Below are 17,269 nucleotides of genomic sequence, written 5' to 3' on the forward strand. Positions count from 1 at the left end.
AGCGTGGGCATTTTATATTAGTTTTGCTCATTGTTCTTCTCTCCTTTTCGAAGGGGGTATTATTTAGTATCGCAAACCTATTGTATTTCCTTGGGCTGAGAAGAGCAATGTTCATATAACTTAACAGATCGTTCAATTTTATTTGGAGGATTATATGTAGTATATGCATATATTCCAGGTCTTAGCAGAGGTGGACAAGAACTAATTAAGATGCTTCCATATTTAGTTACAATAATTGTTTTAATTATTACTAGTGCAAGGAATAAAAAAGAAAATCAGCCACCTGCATCTCTTGGAAAATCTTATTTTAGAGAAGAACGATAAATATGAAAGAGTTATGTATTTGTTTTAAGTAATGAATGTTGAATTGAATAAAAAAGAAGATTTTAATTTAATGAGAAATCAGAAGGGAAAGTAAAAGTTGTAGTATTAATAAGTGGTACTACAACTTTTAAAGTTTCAAATTGTTATTAGTTAAAATATTTCTTCTAAAGTGTATAAAATATGATATTAATAAGAAAAATGTAAAAGGGGGAACATATAAGATTTAGGAGCAAAATTTATGAGTGATAAGACAAAAGAAAAGGTTAAATGTACAATACCAATTAAAGTTAATTCCTATGAAGAGTTATTCAATCCCTTAGATTATAGAAATCTTGCAGAGAGAGATATTAATGGGGAAGTGCATTCATGGATTGAAGAATATATTTCAAGAGTACCACAGAAATTAAGTTCTATTAATGTTGAACTATTAATAAATATGCCAGAAGATGCTATGGATAAGGATAAAGAAGAAAAATCAAAATTAGGAATAATAAATTATTATAATTCATTTTTTATATTACAAAAGAAGTTCAGCCTTATGGGAATAAAAAGAATATGTTATTATATATTTTCTGCATTAATTCTTTTAACTTGTTGGTTTTATATAAAAACATATTATGGAGAATCCTTACTAACATCATTATTAGATTCAGGTGGAACAGTATTATTGTGGGAAGTAATGAGTTTAATATTTATAGAAAGTAAAAATTTTAAGATTAAAGTAAATATTAATAAGAAGTTAAGTAAGATGAATATAGTATTTAAATACATATAATAAGCTACTCTTAGGAGGGAGAAAAGTGTTCCTTTTTCCTAAAGAGTAGCTTGTTTTTTATAAATCTTCACCGTTAGATTCAATAACTTTCTTATACCAATAGAAAGAATCTTTTGGCATTCTTGATAAGTCACCACTTCCATCATCATGTTTGTTTACATAAATTAGACCATATCTTTTTCTAACTTCACCAGTTGATGCACTAACAACATCTGTACAACCCCAACTAGTATAAGCAATTAATTCAACACCATCATAGATAGCTTCTTTCATTTGTTCTATATGTTTTTTCATATAATCAATACGATAATCATCATGAATTTTTCCATCAGGGCTTACTTCATCAATTGCACCAATACCATTTTCAACTATCATTATAGGAAGTTGATATCTATCATAAATTTGATTTAATACATATCTAAGACCTGTAGCATCAATTTGCCAGCCCCAGTCAGATGCCTTTAAATATGGATTTTTAATATTCTCAGATCCATTACTTGAAGTCTTTTCACCATCAGATGTTGCACTTACACAAATACTTGAATAGTAACTTATACTTACAAAGTCAACTGTACCTTCTTGTAGGATTTTATTATCATTATCATCTACTTTAAGATTAATATTATTTTCTTCAAAGAATCTCTTAGCAAATCCAGGATACTTACCTCTAACATGAACATCACCAGCAATACTATTGTGAAGTTGGCCATATTGTTGAGCAAATAAAATATCTTCGGGGTGACAAGTATAAGGATATCCATTATGATATGCAAGCATACAACCAATTTGATTATTAGAATCTATTTCATGTGCTAGTTTAACTGCTAAAGCACTAGCAACTAATTGATGATGCATAGCTTGATATCTATTTTCTTCATTATTTTCATTTTCATCTAAAATTCCAGCACAGAAGACACCACCAAAAGGTACTGTTAGCATGTTTATTTCATTAAAAGTAAGCCAATACTTAACTTTCCCTTTATAACGAGTAAATAAAACTTTAGCAAAATTAATATAGAAATCAATTAATTTTCTATTTTTCCATCCACCATATTCTAAAGAAAGGTGTAATGGGTTTTCATAGTGAGATATTGTAACCAAAGGTTCTATATTGTATTTAAGTAGCTCATTGATTACATTATCATAGAATTTTAATCCTTCTTCGTTTGGCAATTCTTCATCTCCATTAGGGAAGATTCTTGACCAAGAAATTGAAAATCTATAAATTTTAAATCCCATTTCAGCAAATAATCTTATATCTTCTTTCCAATGATGATAAAAATCTGTAGCTTCATGGTTAGGATAAAACTCATCTTCAAGTGGTACGGGAGGAGTTAGTCTACGTTTTTTATTAACACTTCCACCAGTAAGTACATCTGCAATAGAAGGGCCTCTACCACCTTCATTCCATCCACCTTCGTATTGGTTAGCTGCAGTTGCACCTCCCCATAAAAAATCTTTAGGCATCTTTTTAGTCATATATAATTCATCCTTTCTTGGCAATTAAACAATAGTTAAGATGTTATCTAGTATTTTAACTTCTTCTTTTTCAGATAACATTGGAACAGCTTTAATATAATTATCAATATTAGTTACTACAATAGGCGTTATTAAATTATAACCTTCCTTATTTAAAGAATTTATATCAAATTCAAGTAATAAATCTCCTAAATTAACTTCTGTCCCATTAGATACATGAGATTTGAAATACTTACCGTTTAATTTCATGGTATCTAAACCTATGTGTATTAAAAGCTCTACTCCAGTATTAGTTTTAAATAAAATTCCATGTTTGCTTTCCATTATAGAAATAACTGTACCATCTGCTGGTGCGTATACTTTTCCATCAGTAGGGATTATTGCTACACCATCACCAACAAGTTTGTCAGAAAAAGTTCTATCAGGAACATTTGATAATTTCTCAAATGTTCCTGCAATAGGAGAGTATATCTCAATTCTTTCTACAAGTGGTTTTTCTTCAATTTTATCTTCATCAATATTTAATTTTTTTTTTCTTCTAGATTAATATCCTTAAATCCAAATAAAATTGTTAATATAAATGAAGCAACAAAAGAAACAATGATCATTATAACACCAGCAAGTAAATTACCCATTCCAGCTTCACCTATAAATGCAGGGATAGCCATAATACTGTTTTGAGCAATATATAAAGAAACTTGTAATATTCCTCCAACAATACCTCCAATACCAGCAGCAATAGAAGCAGCAATAACAGGACGTTTTAATTTTAATGTAACACCATAAAGTGCTGGTTCAGTTATACCCATTAAAGCAGAAATACCTGATGCACTAGCTAATTGTTTCATATCTTTGTCCTTAGATTTTACAGCAACAGCAAGAGATGCTCCAGATTGAGCAATGTTTGAACAAACTTGAGAAACAAATATTAACTTATCAGCTCCACCAGTAGCTATTGCATTTAATCCAATTGGAGTTAAAGCATGATGCATACCAGTCATAACAATAAATGGGAAAGTGGCACCTAAAATACCAACAATAACAAAACCTAATTTTGTAGATAAGAAGTTAATTGCAACAGCTAACCAATCACCAATTAATCCTCCTAAAGGTCCAACAACTATTAAAGCAATTGGAGCACTAATAAGCATTATAAGTGTAGGGTTTAATATTAATTTAAATATACGTGGTGTAATTTTATCAACTAATTTTTCAATATATGACATAATCCAAACCATTAAAATAACAGGAATTACTGAGTAAGCATATGAAAACTTAGTAATTGGAAGTCCAAATAGTGATATTGGATCTTGTGATGCTATCATTGCAGTAAAATTTGGATGTAAAAATACTCCGGCAATAATTAATGCAAGTGCTTGATTAACATGAAATACCTTTGCAGCATTAGCAGCAATTAGGAATGGCATAAAGTAAAAGGCAACATCTCCAATAAAGTTAATTACTTGATAACTACTACTTGTAGTTTCAACTAAATTAAAAGTTGTTAGTAAAGTTAATACAACTTTTATCATACCTGCAGCAGTTAATGCTGGTATCATAGGAGTCATACATCCTGTAATTGAATCTACAACCTTTGAAACAATTCCTTTTGAATTAGTTTCAATATCAGATGAATTATCATCAGATGGGGCACCTAAAGCAAGTAATTCTTTATACATTTCATTAACATCATTACCAACAATAATTTGAAGTTGGTCATTGTGCCAGTTAATTCCTGATACTTCTGAAAGACTATTTATTGAATCTTTATCAATTTTACTTTTATCATTTAAGTAAAAGCGTAGTCTTGTCATACAGTGAAATACTTTTTTGATGTTTTCCTTTCCTCCTAGTGCTTCTGTTAATTTCTTAGAATCATTTTTATAATCTTTTTTCATTCTAAGTATCCTCCTTAAAAATATAATTTATATTTAAGGTTTTGCCTGAACGCTACGAATATTAAGTTCGTATTTCAGTAACAAGCCAAAGATAACAGTAATAAATTTTATAATGTTGATTTCTCAGTAATTGATTGAATATGCATTGTAAGATAAAGCATTTCTTCTTCAGTAAGTTTATAATTATATTTATCATCCATCATTAAATAAATTAATTTAACACATCCATAAGCTTCTTTATATTGATTTCTAATGATTTCAAATAAATTAGTATCTTCTTTATAATTAAGTTCTTTATGAAGAAATCTTTGTGCAAAATATTTTAAATGTGTAATAAACCTTTGATAATATAAGCTTTCTTCATCAAAAACAATTGAATCATAATATCTTTTAACTATCTCCATTATTTCGTTTACAATATGAGATATTTTAAACCCATCATTTTTACCTTCAGAATCTTGTGCATTAACAAAATGTAGTGCAATAAATCCAGCTTCATCTAAAGGTAAATTTACGTTGAATTTTGCATTTAGCTTTTCAAGCATATCTAAGCCGATTTTATATTCTAGTTTATATAATTGCTTAATATCTAAAAGTAATAAATTGTTTATAGATATTCCTTCGTTAAATCGTTTAATTGTTCCGGTTAAATGGTCGCTTAATGATATGTAAATGCTATTATTTAATTTAATATCATAGGAATTTTTAATATCATCAACATATTCTTGAACAAAATCCAAGTAATCTTCAGGAATTGATGTTAAATAAGATTGTAATTCTTTACTGTTTTTAGAGTTTTCAGGTGTAAATATTTTTTCAATAACAGATTCGTCTAAAAGATCCCATCTTTTTTTGTTAAAGCCAATTCCACGGCCTTTTACTATTATTTCATTTCCTTGCACGTCGCTAGCAAGGACTAAATTATTATTTAATATTTTTCTTATTTTCATAAAAACATCCCCCATCGATATAAAAAAAGACCAATAGTATAGCAAAAAAACTGCTAACTATTGGTCTTGCCTGACGATATATAATATTTCAGTAACAAACCAATTTAATCATATCTAATATGACTTACGCTTGACATAATTGAATATTAACATATATTTTACAACTTGTCTACTCATTTTTGTAAAATTCATCAAAAAATGAATACGTTTAATGGCTTTGTATGTGTAGTGGAGCTGATTTAGGAAGCTAAGATATATTTTAGTAAAATCAAAATTGTGGAGTAACTTAGTATAAAAAATATAACGAAGATGAAATTAAATATTAAATTATGAAAATACCGTACTATTCAAAAGAGAATATACGGTATTTTTTAGTGCGCAATTCATTAAAATCACCAATACTTTGAAATTATTACGAAGTAATAAAATTTGATCTTTAAAAATTAAATAATATAGTATAGAAAATATGGTGTAATTATAAAAAATATGATAGTATATACCCTAGAAAATGAAACTTTTGAATTTTATTGAGTTAGGAGATGATATTATGAATTTGCTAATTACTGATGTCGATTTAGATATTAATTTCATTGAATCTGAAAACTCTAGATATATTGATATATCAAAACTAAAGATAGCTAATTGTCTAGGTTGCTTCAATTGTTGGACAAGAACTCCAGGTAAATGTATCATACGAGATGATGCAGTTAGGGTTTATCCATTAATTGCGAAAAGTAAAAATTTAATTTATGTAACAAAAATTAAATTTGGGACCTATGATACACCTCTAAAAACTTTACTTGAACGTTCTTTACCAATTCAACAAGCATTTATAAGGCTTTATCATGGAGAAGCTCATCATGTTCAACGTGATGTAGAATTAAAAAATGCAACAATTATTGTATATGGAAATATTTCAGAAGAAGAAAAAAATTTATTCAAAAAACTTGTTGATAGAAATTCGCATAATATGCTATTTGAAAATTATAAAATATTATTTGTTCAAGAAGAGGATTTAAATAATATTGTTAGAAAAGAGGTTTTATTATGGGGAAATTAATTATTATAAATGGAAGTCCTAGAGCTAGCAAATCTAACTCTAAAAAGTATGCAGAAGTATTTAAAGAGCATTATAAAGGGGAAATTTTAGAATATAATATTGTATCAAAAAAACACGAAGACTTATTTGAAAAAATAAATGAGTATTCTGATATTCTTTTTATATTTCCATTATATGTTGATAGTATTCCTGCAGTGTTTACAGCTTTTTTAAAAAGCTTGGAAGAATATAAGATTGATATTAAGCCTACAATACATGTATTAATTAATTGTGGATTTATTGAATCAGAACAAAATTTTATAGCGGTGGAAATAATAAAATTTTTTGCAAGACAAAATGGCTATCCTTTTGGATCTACTTTATGTATTGGTGGAGGAGAAGCTATAATGGGAACACCATTTGCTTTTTTAGCAAAAAGAAAAATTAAAAAGTTTGCTAACTCTATTAATAATGGTAAAAAAAGTTTTTATACTGTAACTATGCCATTAACTAAGAAACTTTTTATAAAAGCTTCTACAAATTATTGGATTAAATACGGTGAAAGAAACGGAATAACTAGAGAAGAAATGGAAACTATGAAAATTGAATAAATTATATAGAAAATATTATTAATTTTGTATTAAAATACCGTATTATTCAAAAAGAATATACGGTATTTTTTAGTGTTCAATTCAAAAATAGGAGGAGAATATGGATTTAAAAAATCAAATAGAAAATATAATTTGGCATATAGAAAACAATAGAGAGGTTTCTGGAGATACTATAGTGCTAAATGATGTGCTGAAAGCGTTAAAAAATATAGAAAAACGCTTAAAGTAGATTGGAAATTATTGCGAACTAAATGATCTTTGAAAATTGAATAATACGGTATTTAAATATTAAATGTAGTAAATAATATTTATGAGGTGAATATTATGAGAAAGAAAGTAATCTATATAGCAACATTAATAATAACAGTTCTAATTTTTGCTACAAACAATGTATATGCAAATACTCCTATTACGCCTATTAATAATGCTTACAAGGAAGGAATTTATAAATTAGATAAAAATGATAAAGGAGAATATAATTTGCAATACCAATTTCTTAATAAAGATAGTGATTCTGCAATTATTGTATTGGATCAAAATGCTGATATAGTTTATAAAAATATAAACTGTAATAGAAAATGTAACGCTGGTACAATAACAAACAAGAATACTATTATATTAATAACCGATGGAGAAGTAGAGTTAGATTTTACTAAAATAAATTAGAGAGTAAATAGTAAAAAAATACCGTACTATTCAAAATGAATGTGCGGTATTTTTTAGTGCGCAATTCAAAAATATTGTAAGTAGTTTTAATATGGTGAGAATTAATGGGTATTTGGAATTAATATGTAAAGTATGATTTTTCTAGTGTATAATTGTATTATATGACAAATTTAAAAAGGATAGGAGAGGGAAATTATTCAAAAATGTATTAAATGCAAAAGAAACTTTTCATATGTGGAATTACTATTTTCTATATGGCCATTTTCTGGTTATAAAAAAATAGAATGTAAAAATTGTAATGTTGCATTGAAAATTAACAATGTATCTAGATTAATAATAGCAGTATTAATACCGTTACCTCTATTAGTTCAAACATATTTATTCAAATTAGGAATTAATATTCTAGTATTTTATTTACTATATTTATCATTCATTATTGTATTAAGTCCATTAATAGTAAGATATAAATTAATAGAATAATGGATAATCTTAATTAGTTATTCAGTAGATTAAATCAATAATCTTAATACGATGTAAAGGGAGAATAAAATGTGGGTTAGTTTTGCTATTATATGATTTATTATTTTATGTATAATTTTATATTATATCATCAGAATAGCTATAGAACATATATATTTATCTGTAATATTAAATGAATAGGGGGCTAATATGAATAAAATAAGATTTCTGCTAATAGTGTTAAGTGTATTTTTATTATATGGTTGTAATGATAATAATGTAGAACAAGATGAAAGTGAGGTTGGAAGTAATATTATTGTTCAAGAAGAAAATCTCGACGGAAAATTTACAGTTAGCGAAGTAGTTGAATACTTATGTTCAGAAAAAGTTAAAGATAGGGAATATAATAAAGAAGGGAATCAAAAAGCAACTGAATATATTGATGAATTGTATAAACAATTAAATTTAGAATTTGTTTTTGGTAAATCATATTTAGACAATTTTTCCTATGATGGTAGAAATATTAGCAATGTTATTGGCAAAATTAGTGGAAACGATAGCAGCACTGCTATTATTTTGACAGCTCACTTTGATGCTTGGTTTAATGGAGCTGTTGATAATGCATCAGGTGTTGCTACAGTTCTTGAAATAGCTAAATTATTAGAGGATACATCAAAAAAAGAGTCTCTTAATTATGATGTTATTTTTCTAATGACTAATGGAGAAATGGCTCTTTTTGCAGGCAGTAGAGATTTTGTAACAAAGCTTGAACAATTACAATATCAAAATATTTTTAACATAAATATTGACTGTGTTGGAATGAAAGATTCATATAATTCTAATCCTTTAGGTTTAAAAACTTTAAGTAGAATTAGTGAGTCGCAAATATTATATTCAGGTATTAAGGAGATTTTTAATAATAATAATATAGATTTTGTTGATGATTATCCTACAGAAAAGGCTAAAATTGCTTTTGAGCAAAATATGGGAGTAAGCGATTATTTTGCATTTGAGGAAAATGATTATCCGAATATTCATATATGTCAACAGGGTATTTCGGAATTTATTTTAAATGAAAAAGATACTCCAGAATTGCTAGATTATAAAAAGATAGAGAAGCTCGCTTATGTATTATCTATCTATATTAAAGGTATAATATTGTAAGGTATTAATTGAAGATATTTTTGGGGGGGATAGTTATGTGGGAAGAATTAGGGATTAGCGGTGGAACTGCTATTATCACTTTAATTGTAATATACTTTGTTATTAAATGGTCAGTTAAAAATGGAATTAAGGAAGCGTATAAAGATATTACAGGAAAGAAATTACCAGAAGATGAAGCATGGGTATTTTCTTTGAGAAATCATAAACACAAAGATTCAAATATTTAAAAATAACTACAAAGGTATATAAAATAAATTAAATATACTGTGAATAATATTAAAATATTAAGAAGATGAAATTAAATATTAAATTAATGAAAATACCGTATTATTAAAAAGTGAATATCCGGTATTTTTTATTCATAATTCAAAAATAAAGTACACTATTTTTAAATATTGTGAATGGTAAATTACAATCATAAAAGTGAATACATGGTATTTGTAATTAATATGTAAATTATACTTTATTTAGTGTGTAATTGTTTTATTAGATGCTAAATATATGTGAGGAGAAAAATTATGAGCAATAAAAAAAATTGGATAAAAGCAGGTATATTACATTTTTCGTATGTTCTGTTGTTTAGTAAAGGTATAGGAGTATGACTTTATGAGAAAATATTATAGTTTTTGGATTTCTTATTGCAATATTTTTTAATTAATAATAAGGGGGGAATATTAATGGAGGGTATAGTTTGGATTATAGCATTAATTGGAGGGGTATATGTATTTGGCATGTCTACCTCGCCTAGTGGAGAAATAGAAAAAATTTCAGATGAAAAAAATATATATGGTATAAGTGAGGATTTAATTAATATCCTAAAACAGAAAAAAAATATTTACTTAATAAAGATTTTAATAGTATCAATAATAATATTTATTATTATAAGTAATTTTTTATACACTCAAGATAAATCTATAACATATCTTTTATCAGTTATTGTGGCAAGTATTTTAATTAAGGAATATGAAAGAAGATAATAGTTACAGATTGAGTAAAAGTTCTATATAAGATATGTACATTAAGAAAGCAAAGAATAGTTTACTATGAAGTGATTAAAAATATAAAATATTGAGTCTTAAAAGGATGTCCTAATGAACTGACCTATTGTGATGTAGACAGGGGTAGCTCATTAGGGCATCCTTTATTTTGTATTAATTTCCATATTGTTTTAAAAATAAAACAAAAAACATTTAATAAAAATGAATTTCTGAAAATAAATTTCAAAATAAAAATGAAATTTATTTTCTTTTTTTACTAAAAATCAATATAAAACCTTATTAAAATAATAAAATTAAGAAAAAAGAAAATAATTTATGAAAATTACTTGCAAAGTAAATGATTACATGATATTATAATATCAACAAGTGAAAATTATTTTCTTTAAATCTTGATGGGAGGAGTTTATATGCTAAATAAGGTAAAAGGTAAACTTATAGTTTCATGTCAAGCCTTAGATGACGAGCCGTTACATAGTTCATTCATAATGGGAAGAATGGCAAAGGCAGCAAAAGAAGGTGGAGCAGTTGCTATAAGAGCACAAGGGGTAGAAGATATTATAGAAATAAAAAAAGTAACGGGATTACCTATCATAGGAATAATTAAGAAGTGTTATGAAGATTCACCAATATATATAACACCTACAAAAGAAGAGGTGGACAAGCTTTTAAATACTAAATGTGAAATGATAGCTTTAGATGCTACAGAAAGAATAAGACCAAATGGAGAATCGTTAAAAGACTTAGTAGATTATATAAAAAGTAATGGAGTATTAGTTATGGCAGATATATCTACTTATGAAGAAGCAGTTAAAGCAGAAGAATTAGGTGTTGATTGTGTATCTACAACATTATCTGGATATACAAAGTATTCAACACAGGGAGATGGACCAGATTTAGAGCTTATTAAAAGATTATCTAAAGATTTAAAAATACCTGTAATTGGAGAAGGAAAAATAAATACTCCGGAAGAATTAAGACAAGCATTTGAATGTGGAGCATATTCATGTGTAGTTGGAGGAGCAATTACAAGACCACAATTAATAACAAAGAAATTTGTTAAATCAATAAGTTAAATCATTTACTAAACTTTAATAAAAAATCATACTGGTAGACAAGCTATTAAGCTAAATACCAGATGTTTAGTAAATTAGAAATAAATAATTTTTTTAAATTTTAAGTAAACATTTACAAAATGGAGGGTTAAAAAATGAAGGGAATTTATTCAGCATTATTAGTATCTTTTGATAAGGAAGGAAACATTAACGAAAAGGGTCTTAGACAAATTATAAGACATAACATCGACAAAAATAAAGTTGATGGTTTATATGTTGGTGGAAGCACAGGAGAAAACTTTATGCTTTCAACAGAAGAAAAGAAAGAAATATTTAGAATTGCTAAAGATGAAGCAAAGGATGCAGTAAAGTTAATTGCGCAAGTAGGATCAATTAATGTTAAGGAATCAGTAGAACTTGCAAAATATGCAACAGAACTTGGATATGATTCATTATCAGCAGTAACACCTTTTTATTATAAATTTGATTTTGAAGAAATTAAGGATTATTACAATACAATAATAAATTCAGTTGACAACACTATGATAATTTACTCAATTCCATTCTTAACAGGAGTAAATATGAGTTTAGATCAATTTGCAGAGTTATTTGAAAATGAAAAAATAATTGGTGTTAAATTCACAGCAGCAGACTTCTATTTATTAGAAAGAATGAGAAAAAGATTCCCAGACAAATTAATTTATGCAGGATTTGATGAAATGATGTTACCAGCAACAGTTCTAGGAGTAGATGGAGCTATTGGTTCAACATTTAATGTAAATGGTAAGAGAGCTAGAGAAATATTTGAATTAGCTAAAGAAGGTAGAATTGCTGAAGCATTAGAAGTTCAACATGTTACTAATGACTTAATTACTGATATATTAGCAAACGGTTTATATGGAACTTTAAAATTATTACTAGAAGAAGAAGGTGTGGAAGCTGGATATTGCAGAAAGCCAATGAAGGAAGCTACACCAGAAATGGTTAAGCAAGCTAAAGTTATCTACAATAAATACTTCTAAAATTTAAAGGTATAAAGGAGAGATTAAAGTGAAGGGTTTTACATGGATTGATATGGTTGTGCTCGTAGTATATCTAGGAGCAGTTTTATTAGCAGGGTTAGCATTCTCAAAGAAAGAAATGAAGGGTAAGGAATTCTTTAAGGGGGATGGAACTATACCTTGGTGGGTTACATCTGTTTCTATATTTGCTACATTATTAAGTCCAATATCGTTCTTATCATTAGCAGGTAACTCTTATGGAGGAAGTTGGATATTATGGTTTGCACAATTAGGTATGATTATTGCAATTCCATTAACTATAAGATTCTTCTTACCTTTATATAGCAGATTAAAAATAGATACAGCATATGAATACTTAGAAATAAGATATAAAAATAAAGGCCTTAGAATTTTAGGTGCTTTAATGTTTATAATATATCAAATTGGACGTATGTCTATCATTATGTATTTACCATCTATGGTATTAGCTCAACTTACAGGAATTAATGTAAACATATTAATAATAGTTATGGGTGTTATTGCTATAATTTACTCATATACAGGTGGATTAAAATCAGTATTATGGACTGACTTTATTCAAGGTATGGTATTAATAGTTGGAGTTACATTTGCATTAGGATTCTTATTATTTAGTATCGATGGTGGAATAGGATCTGTATTTAGCGAATTAGCTGGAGGAAAGTTCTTAGCACCAACAGATGTAGTTTTTGATATAAACATATTAAAGAACAGTGCATTTATAATTTTAGTAGGTGCAGGGTTCAATACATTCTCATCATATATTTCAAGCCAAGACATAGTACAAAGATTTACAACTACAACAGATATTAAACAATTAAAGAAGATGACTTATGGAAATGGAGTATTATCAATATTCTTAGCAACAGTATTTTATTTAATAGGAACAGCATTATTTGTTTTCTATAATCAAAATCCAGCATTAGCACAAACAGCTCAACAAGACCAAATTTTTGCATCATATATAGCATACCAATTACCAGTTGGTATAACAGGAATATTATTAGCAGCTATATATGCAGCATCACAATCAACATTATCAACTGGATTAAATTCAGTTGCAACAAGCTGGACATTAGATATTCAATCTAAAATATCTTCTAAAGAATTAAGTTTTGAAAAGCAAACAAAAATAGCTCAATATATATCATTAGGTGTTGGTATTGTATCAATTGCAGTATCAATGGTACTTGCAAATGGTGAAATTAAATCAGCTTATGAATGGTTTAATAGCTTTATGGGATTAGTTCTTGGAGTATTAGCAGGAATCTTCGTTTTAGGAGCTTTCACAAAGAAGGCAACAAGCTTAGGTGCTTATGTAGCTTTTGCAGTATCAGCAGCACTTGTTGTATTCTTAAAGTACAATGTTCCAAGTGTAACTTCATGGGCATATGCAATTATTTCTATATCAACATCAGTAGTTGTTGGATATATAACAAGTTCCATAGAACTTGCTGTAACTGGCAAAAAGGTAAATACTTTAGATGCTGCAACAGTTTTCTGTGATAGAGAAACTGATGAATCTTTAAGAGGAGAACTAGAAGGAGTATAAGTATGATTTTTGGAAATATAAAAGATAAAGAAAGATATAATTTTATAGATGAAAGAATTTTAGAATGCTTTAAATATGCTATTGAAAATAACTTGAATAAATTTAGTACAGGAACTCATGAAATTAATGGTGATGATGTATTCGTTAACGTAGTATCTTATAAAACTACAAATAAAGCAGATAGATTTTGGGAAGCTCATAGAAAATACATTGATGTTCATTTAATGTTAGATGGAACAGAAAAAATTGCTCTTAATCATATTGATAATTTAGAGCAAAAGGAATATGAAGAAGAAGGAGATTTCTTACCTCTAAATGGAGAGGAATCTGCTGTAGTAACATTAGAAAAAGGTGATTTTTTAATATGTTACCCAGAAGATGCTCATATGACAGCTATAAAGGTTGATGAAAGTAAAGATATTAAAAAAGCAATATTTAAAGTAAAGATAATTTAAAAACTGTTAAGGGAGTATTTTTGTACTCCCTTTTAAGTAATTTTATAGATATAAGATAAATTGATAATGGCTTTTATAAAATATTGGTAGGTTTTAATTTAAAAAGTGGCAAAGGTGATATTATGAAAAAATATATTTGTATAGATATTGGTGGAACAGCAATAAAACATTCTGTTATAAAAGAAAATGGAGAAATTATTACAATGTCTCAAATTGATACAGAAGCTAGTAAAGGTGGATTGTCAATTTTAGAAAAAGCAAAAAACATAATAAGAAATTATATAACTGAACATAAAGTTGAGGGAATATGTGTATCAACAGCTGGAATGGTTGATCCTAAAGAAGGGAAAATAGTATATGCTTCTAGTTTAATACCAAATTATACAGGAGTTGAAATTAAAAAAGAGTTAGAAAAGGAATTTGATATACCATGTGAAGTAGAAAATGATGTGAATTGTGCAGGGCTTGGAGAATACTGGCTTGGAGCAGCTAAAGATTCACATTCATGTGTATGCTTAACTATTGGTACAGGAATAGGTGGATGTGTTATAATTAATGGCAAAGTAATCCATGGATTTAGCAATAGTGCCGGAGAAGTGGGATATATGCTAATTAATGGATGTGCATTTCAAGACATAGCTGCAACTAGCAAATTAGTTGAGAAAGTTGCAATAAGAAAGAATCTTAGTAAAGATAGCATCAACGGAAAGATAATTTTTGATTTAGCTAAAAAAGGTGATGTTGATTGTATTGAAGAAATAGATAATTTAGTTGATAATTTAGCATTAGGTATTTCATATATTGTGTATGTTATTAATCCAGAAGTAGTTGTGCTTGGCGGAGGAATAATGGCACAAAAAGATTATTTAAAAGAAAGAATTAATAAGGCTTTAAAAGAAAAACTTATTGAAAGAGTATATAAAAATGTTAAAATTGAATTTGCAGAAAATCAAAATAATGCAGGAATGTTAGGAGCTTTATATAATTTTAAAAGCAGATAATTATATAATTGTAAGATAATATAGTATAAAATATTAAGTAAAAGTAGTAGTGGCAGGAGAGAAGAAATGGGCATATTAAATCAGTTGGATACTCCAAATTTTAAGACAAGTAAGTCGGATAAGCAGATAATTGAATATATAAGAAATAATGCAGAAAAAGTTATTTACATGAGTATATCAGAAGCTGCAAAAGAAACTAATACAGGTGAAGCAACAGTAACTAGATTTGCTAAAAAAATGGGGTTTTCAGGGTTTCAGGATTTTAAGGTAACCTTAGCTCAAGAAATATCATTAAAAAATAGCAATAGTATTATTAATAATGAAATAAGTAATAATGAAGATGTATTAGAAACAGCTAATAAGCTTTTAAGGAACAATATTAATGTATTAGAAAGAACTGTTAATAAATTAAATACTAATGATATATATGAGTGTGCTGATTTAATAAAAAATTGCAAGAAGGCATATTTTATGGGAGTTGGATATTCAGGAATAGTTGCACAAGACTCTAATTATAAATTTATGAGAATAGGCATAAATAGCATGTATTATCAAGATACACATACTATGATAATGATGTCTGCACTTGCAAATGAAGGGGAAGTTGTATTAGCAATTTCTCATTCTGGAGAAACTGAAGAAATTATTAAGTCTGTAAAAATTGCAAAGGAAAATGGTGCGAAAATAATTGCAATAACTGAAAATGAAAATTCAACACTTGCAATAGTTTCTGATATAAATTTAAATTATGTTTCTTCTGAAACTTTGCTTGAAAGTGGAGCAGTATCATCAAAAATAGCACAAATATTTATTGTGGATTTAATATATACACAAGTTGTAAAAGAAATGCAAATTGATGCTGTAAGTAGAAAAATTAAAACTACTGAAGCAATTTATAAGTAATTATAAGTTAAACAAGAAATGGTAAGGTATATTGATAAAGTTAATTAATTTAATAAGAATAATAGTTTGTTTAAGATAGAAAATTTAATAAGAGGATAATAAAAAATACCGTATATTGCATTTGTAATATACGGTATTTTTTATTGAGGGATTCAAACATTAAAATTAAAAGTAGAAGGTTAAATGAGATTAATTTTTAGTAAGATACTAATATAATAGCTAAATTTCAATAATTGTTACATTAATATTAGAAAATTTAACAGGACAATTTGATTTGTTTATTAAACTTATAGTAGTACATGTTGAAGTTCTTATTATCGCTAAACCAATTATTTTTATTACTTCATTATTTGAAAATATTGTGGCAGAGTCCATTCCTGGATAAGGGTATCCATCTACTAATAGCTCTACATCAACTTTACTTTCATTAGAAATATCAAAATTAGTAGCATTTAAAGTACAGTTGAACATAAATGATTTCTTTGCAGATAAGTTGATAATTGGAGAGTTATTCATGTGCCTAATATTATAGCCTCTTTTTTGGATGTTTTTTGATAAAGAAATTAGTTGATTTTTTTGTTTAATTTCTATATTGGCTGTATTAATATATAAATAACTTTTTTCACATTGTGGAATATAGCATATTCTACAACAACCATCTGCGCCTGCAGGACCAGTAGGACCAGTTGGGCCTATAGAACCGGGAATTCCGGGAGTACCAGTACATCCAGTAGGACCGGTACAACCAAAGCAGCCTGGGAGACCAGTAGGTCCAGTAGGTCCAGTATTACCGGGAGTACCAGTAAAACCAGTACATCCAGTTGGACCGGTACAACCAAAGCAGCCTGGGAGACCAGTAGGTCCAGTAGGTCCAGTATTACCGGGAGTACCAGTAAAACCAGT

At 27.5% G+C, this 17,269-nt stretch carries 19 protein-coding genes and 2 pseudogenes; 16 read left to right on the forward strand and 5 right to left on the reverse strand.

Translation table 11 applies throughout. The features are described from left to right. Window positions 1-132 precede the first annotated feature (132 nt). Together HCG70_RS17570 and HCG70_RS15820 are read left to right on the forward strand one after the other, a co-directional pair. Window positions 133-324, forward strand: a pseudogene (locus HCG70_RS17570) (ABC transporter permease); the annotation flags it as partial. Window positions 325-562: 238 nt separating this feature from the next. Further along, complete coding sequence (locus HCG70_RS15820) at window positions 563-1,099, forward strand: hypothetical protein (protein ID WP_042395549.1); 537 nt, start codon at window positions 563-565, stop codon at window positions 1,097-1,099. A 57-nt stretch (window positions 1,100-1,156) separates the two neighbouring features. On the opposite strand, the gene HCG70_RS15825 is transcribed toward HCG70_RS15820, so the two are convergent. The 4 genes from HCG70_RS15825 to licT all read right to left on the reverse strand — a co-directional run bounded on the left by HCG70_RS15825 (window position 1,157) and on the right by licT (window position 5,426). After that, on the reverse strand, window positions 1,157-2,578 hold the full coding sequence (locus HCG70_RS15825) for a glycoside hydrolase family 1 protein (RefSeq protein WP_042395551.1): 1,422 nt from the start codon (window positions 2,576-2,578) through the stop codon (window positions 1,157-1,159). A gap of 24 nt (window positions 2,579-2,602) precedes the next feature. Further along, complete coding sequence (locus HCG70_RS15830) at window positions 2,603-3,097, reverse strand: PTS glucose transporter subunit IIA (protein WP_195951837.1); 495 nt, start codon at window positions 3,095-3,097, stop codon at window positions 2,603-2,605. Window positions 3,098-3,099: 2 nt separating this feature from the next. Then, a complete protein-coding gene (locus HCG70_RS15835) occupies window positions 3,100-4,476 on the reverse strand; it encodes a PTS transporter subunit EIIC (RefSeq protein ID WP_195952460.1) in 1,377 nt (458 codons plus the stop codon). A 107-nt stretch (window positions 4,477-4,583) separates the two neighbouring features. After that, complete coding sequence (gene licT, locus HCG70_RS15840; RefSeq protein ID WP_055292078.1) at window positions 4,584-5,426, reverse strand: BglG family transcription antiterminator LicT; 843 nt, start codon at window positions 5,424-5,426, stop codon at window positions 4,584-4,586. 547 nt (window positions 5,427-5,973) lie between these two features. On the opposite strand from licT, the gene HCG70_RS15845 reads away from it, so the two are divergent. The 14 genes from HCG70_RS15845 (at window position 5,974) to HCG70_RS15905 (ending at window position 16,366) form a co-directional block, all read left to right on the forward strand. Next, window positions 5,974-6,486 carry a flavodoxin family protein gene (locus HCG70_RS15845; RefSeq protein WP_042395564.1) on the forward strand — a complete coding sequence of 171 codons (513 nt, stop codon included), beginning with the start codon at window positions 5,974-5,976 and terminating at the stop codon, window positions 6,484-6,486. After that, window positions 6,474-7,076, forward strand: a complete 603-nt coding sequence (locus HCG70_RS15850; protein ID WP_042395568.1) for a hypothetical protein — start codon at window positions 6,474-6,476, stop codon at window positions 7,074-7,076. Before HCG70_RS15845 ends, HCG70_RS15850 begins: the two co-directional genes overlap by 13 nt. A gap of 100 nt (window positions 7,077-7,176) precedes the next feature. Then, window positions 7,177-7,305 (forward strand): hypothetical protein, encoded by a 129-nt coding sequence (locus HCG70_RS17575; protein ID WP_260457847.1) that lies wholly within the window; start codon window positions 7,177-7,179, stop codon window positions 7,303-7,305. A gap of 95 nt (window positions 7,306-7,400) precedes the next feature. Next, window positions 7,401-7,742, forward strand: coding sequence for a hypothetical protein (locus HCG70_RS15855; protein WP_055292071.1), 342 nt, complete (start codon window positions 7,401-7,403; stop codon window positions 7,740-7,742). A gap of 207 nt (window positions 7,743-7,949) precedes the next feature. Beyond that, complete coding sequence (locus HCG70_RS17850) at window positions 7,950-8,222, forward strand: TIGR04104 family putative zinc finger protein (protein ID WP_302538228.1); 273 nt, start codon at window positions 7,950-7,952, stop codon at window positions 8,220-8,222. A gap of 189 nt (window positions 8,223-8,411) precedes the next feature. After that, complete coding sequence (locus HCG70_RS15865) at window positions 8,412-9,365, forward strand: M28 family metallopeptidase (RefSeq protein WP_042395573.1); 954 nt, start codon at window positions 8,412-8,414, stop codon at window positions 9,363-9,365. A gap of 35 nt (window positions 9,366-9,400) precedes the next feature. After that, window positions 9,401-9,592 (forward strand): DUF6019 family protein, encoded by a 192-nt coding sequence (locus HCG70_RS15870; protein WP_042395576.1) that lies wholly within the window; start codon window positions 9,401-9,403, stop codon window positions 9,590-9,592. A gap of 450 nt (window positions 9,593-10,042) precedes the next feature. Continuing rightward, complete coding sequence (locus tag HCG70_RS15875) at window positions 10,043-10,342, forward strand: hypothetical protein (protein ID WP_042395579.1); 300 nt, start codon at window positions 10,043-10,045, stop codon at window positions 10,340-10,342. 428 nt (window positions 10,343-10,770) lie between these two features. After that, window positions 10,771-11,436, forward strand: a complete 666-nt coding sequence (locus tag HCG70_RS15880) for an N-acetylmannosamine-6-phosphate 2-epimerase (protein ID WP_154820948.1) — start codon at window positions 10,771-10,773, stop codon at window positions 11,434-11,436. Between the two features lie 134 nt (window positions 11,437-11,570). Then, complete coding sequence (locus tag HCG70_RS15885; protein ID WP_042395585.1) at window positions 11,571-12,437, forward strand: N-acetylneuraminate lyase; 867 nt, start codon at window positions 11,571-11,573, stop codon at window positions 12,435-12,437. A gap of 28 nt (window positions 12,438-12,465) precedes the next feature. After that, window positions 12,466-14,007 carry a sodium:solute symporter gene (locus HCG70_RS15890; protein ID WP_042395588.1) on the forward strand — a complete coding sequence of 514 codons (1,542 nt, stop codon included), beginning with the start codon at window positions 12,466-12,468 and terminating at the stop codon, window positions 14,005-14,007. A 2-nt stretch (window positions 14,008-14,009) separates the two neighbouring features. Then, window positions 14,010-14,462, forward strand: a complete 453-nt coding sequence (locus tag HCG70_RS15895) for a YhcH/YjgK/YiaL family protein (RefSeq protein WP_154820947.1) — start codon at window positions 14,010-14,012, stop codon at window positions 14,460-14,462. A gap of 122 nt (window positions 14,463-14,584) precedes the next feature. After that, window positions 14,585-15,463: an ROK family protein gene (locus HCG70_RS15900; protein WP_055292065.1), complete on the forward strand. Its 879-nt coding sequence runs from the start codon at window positions 14,585-14,587 to the stop codon at window positions 15,461-15,463. A gap of 66 nt (window positions 15,464-15,529) precedes the next feature. Next, window positions 15,530-16,366 carry a MurR/RpiR family transcriptional regulator gene (locus HCG70_RS15905; protein WP_055276653.1) on the forward strand — a complete coding sequence of 279 codons (837 nt, stop codon included), beginning with the start codon at window positions 15,530-15,532 and terminating at the stop codon, window positions 16,364-16,366. Window positions 16,367-16,585: 219 nt separating this feature from the next. Here HCG70_RS15905 and HCG70_RS17725 read toward each other — a convergent pair. Next, window positions 16,586-17,269, reverse strand: a pseudogene (locus HCG70_RS17725) (collagen-like protein); the annotation flags it as partial.

Origin of the sequence: Clostridium sp. K04 (genome assembly GCF_019734375.1) — a bacterium.
GTDB classification, from domain to species: Bacteria; Bacillota; Clostridia; order Clostridiales; family Clostridiaceae; genus Clostridium; species Clostridium saudiense.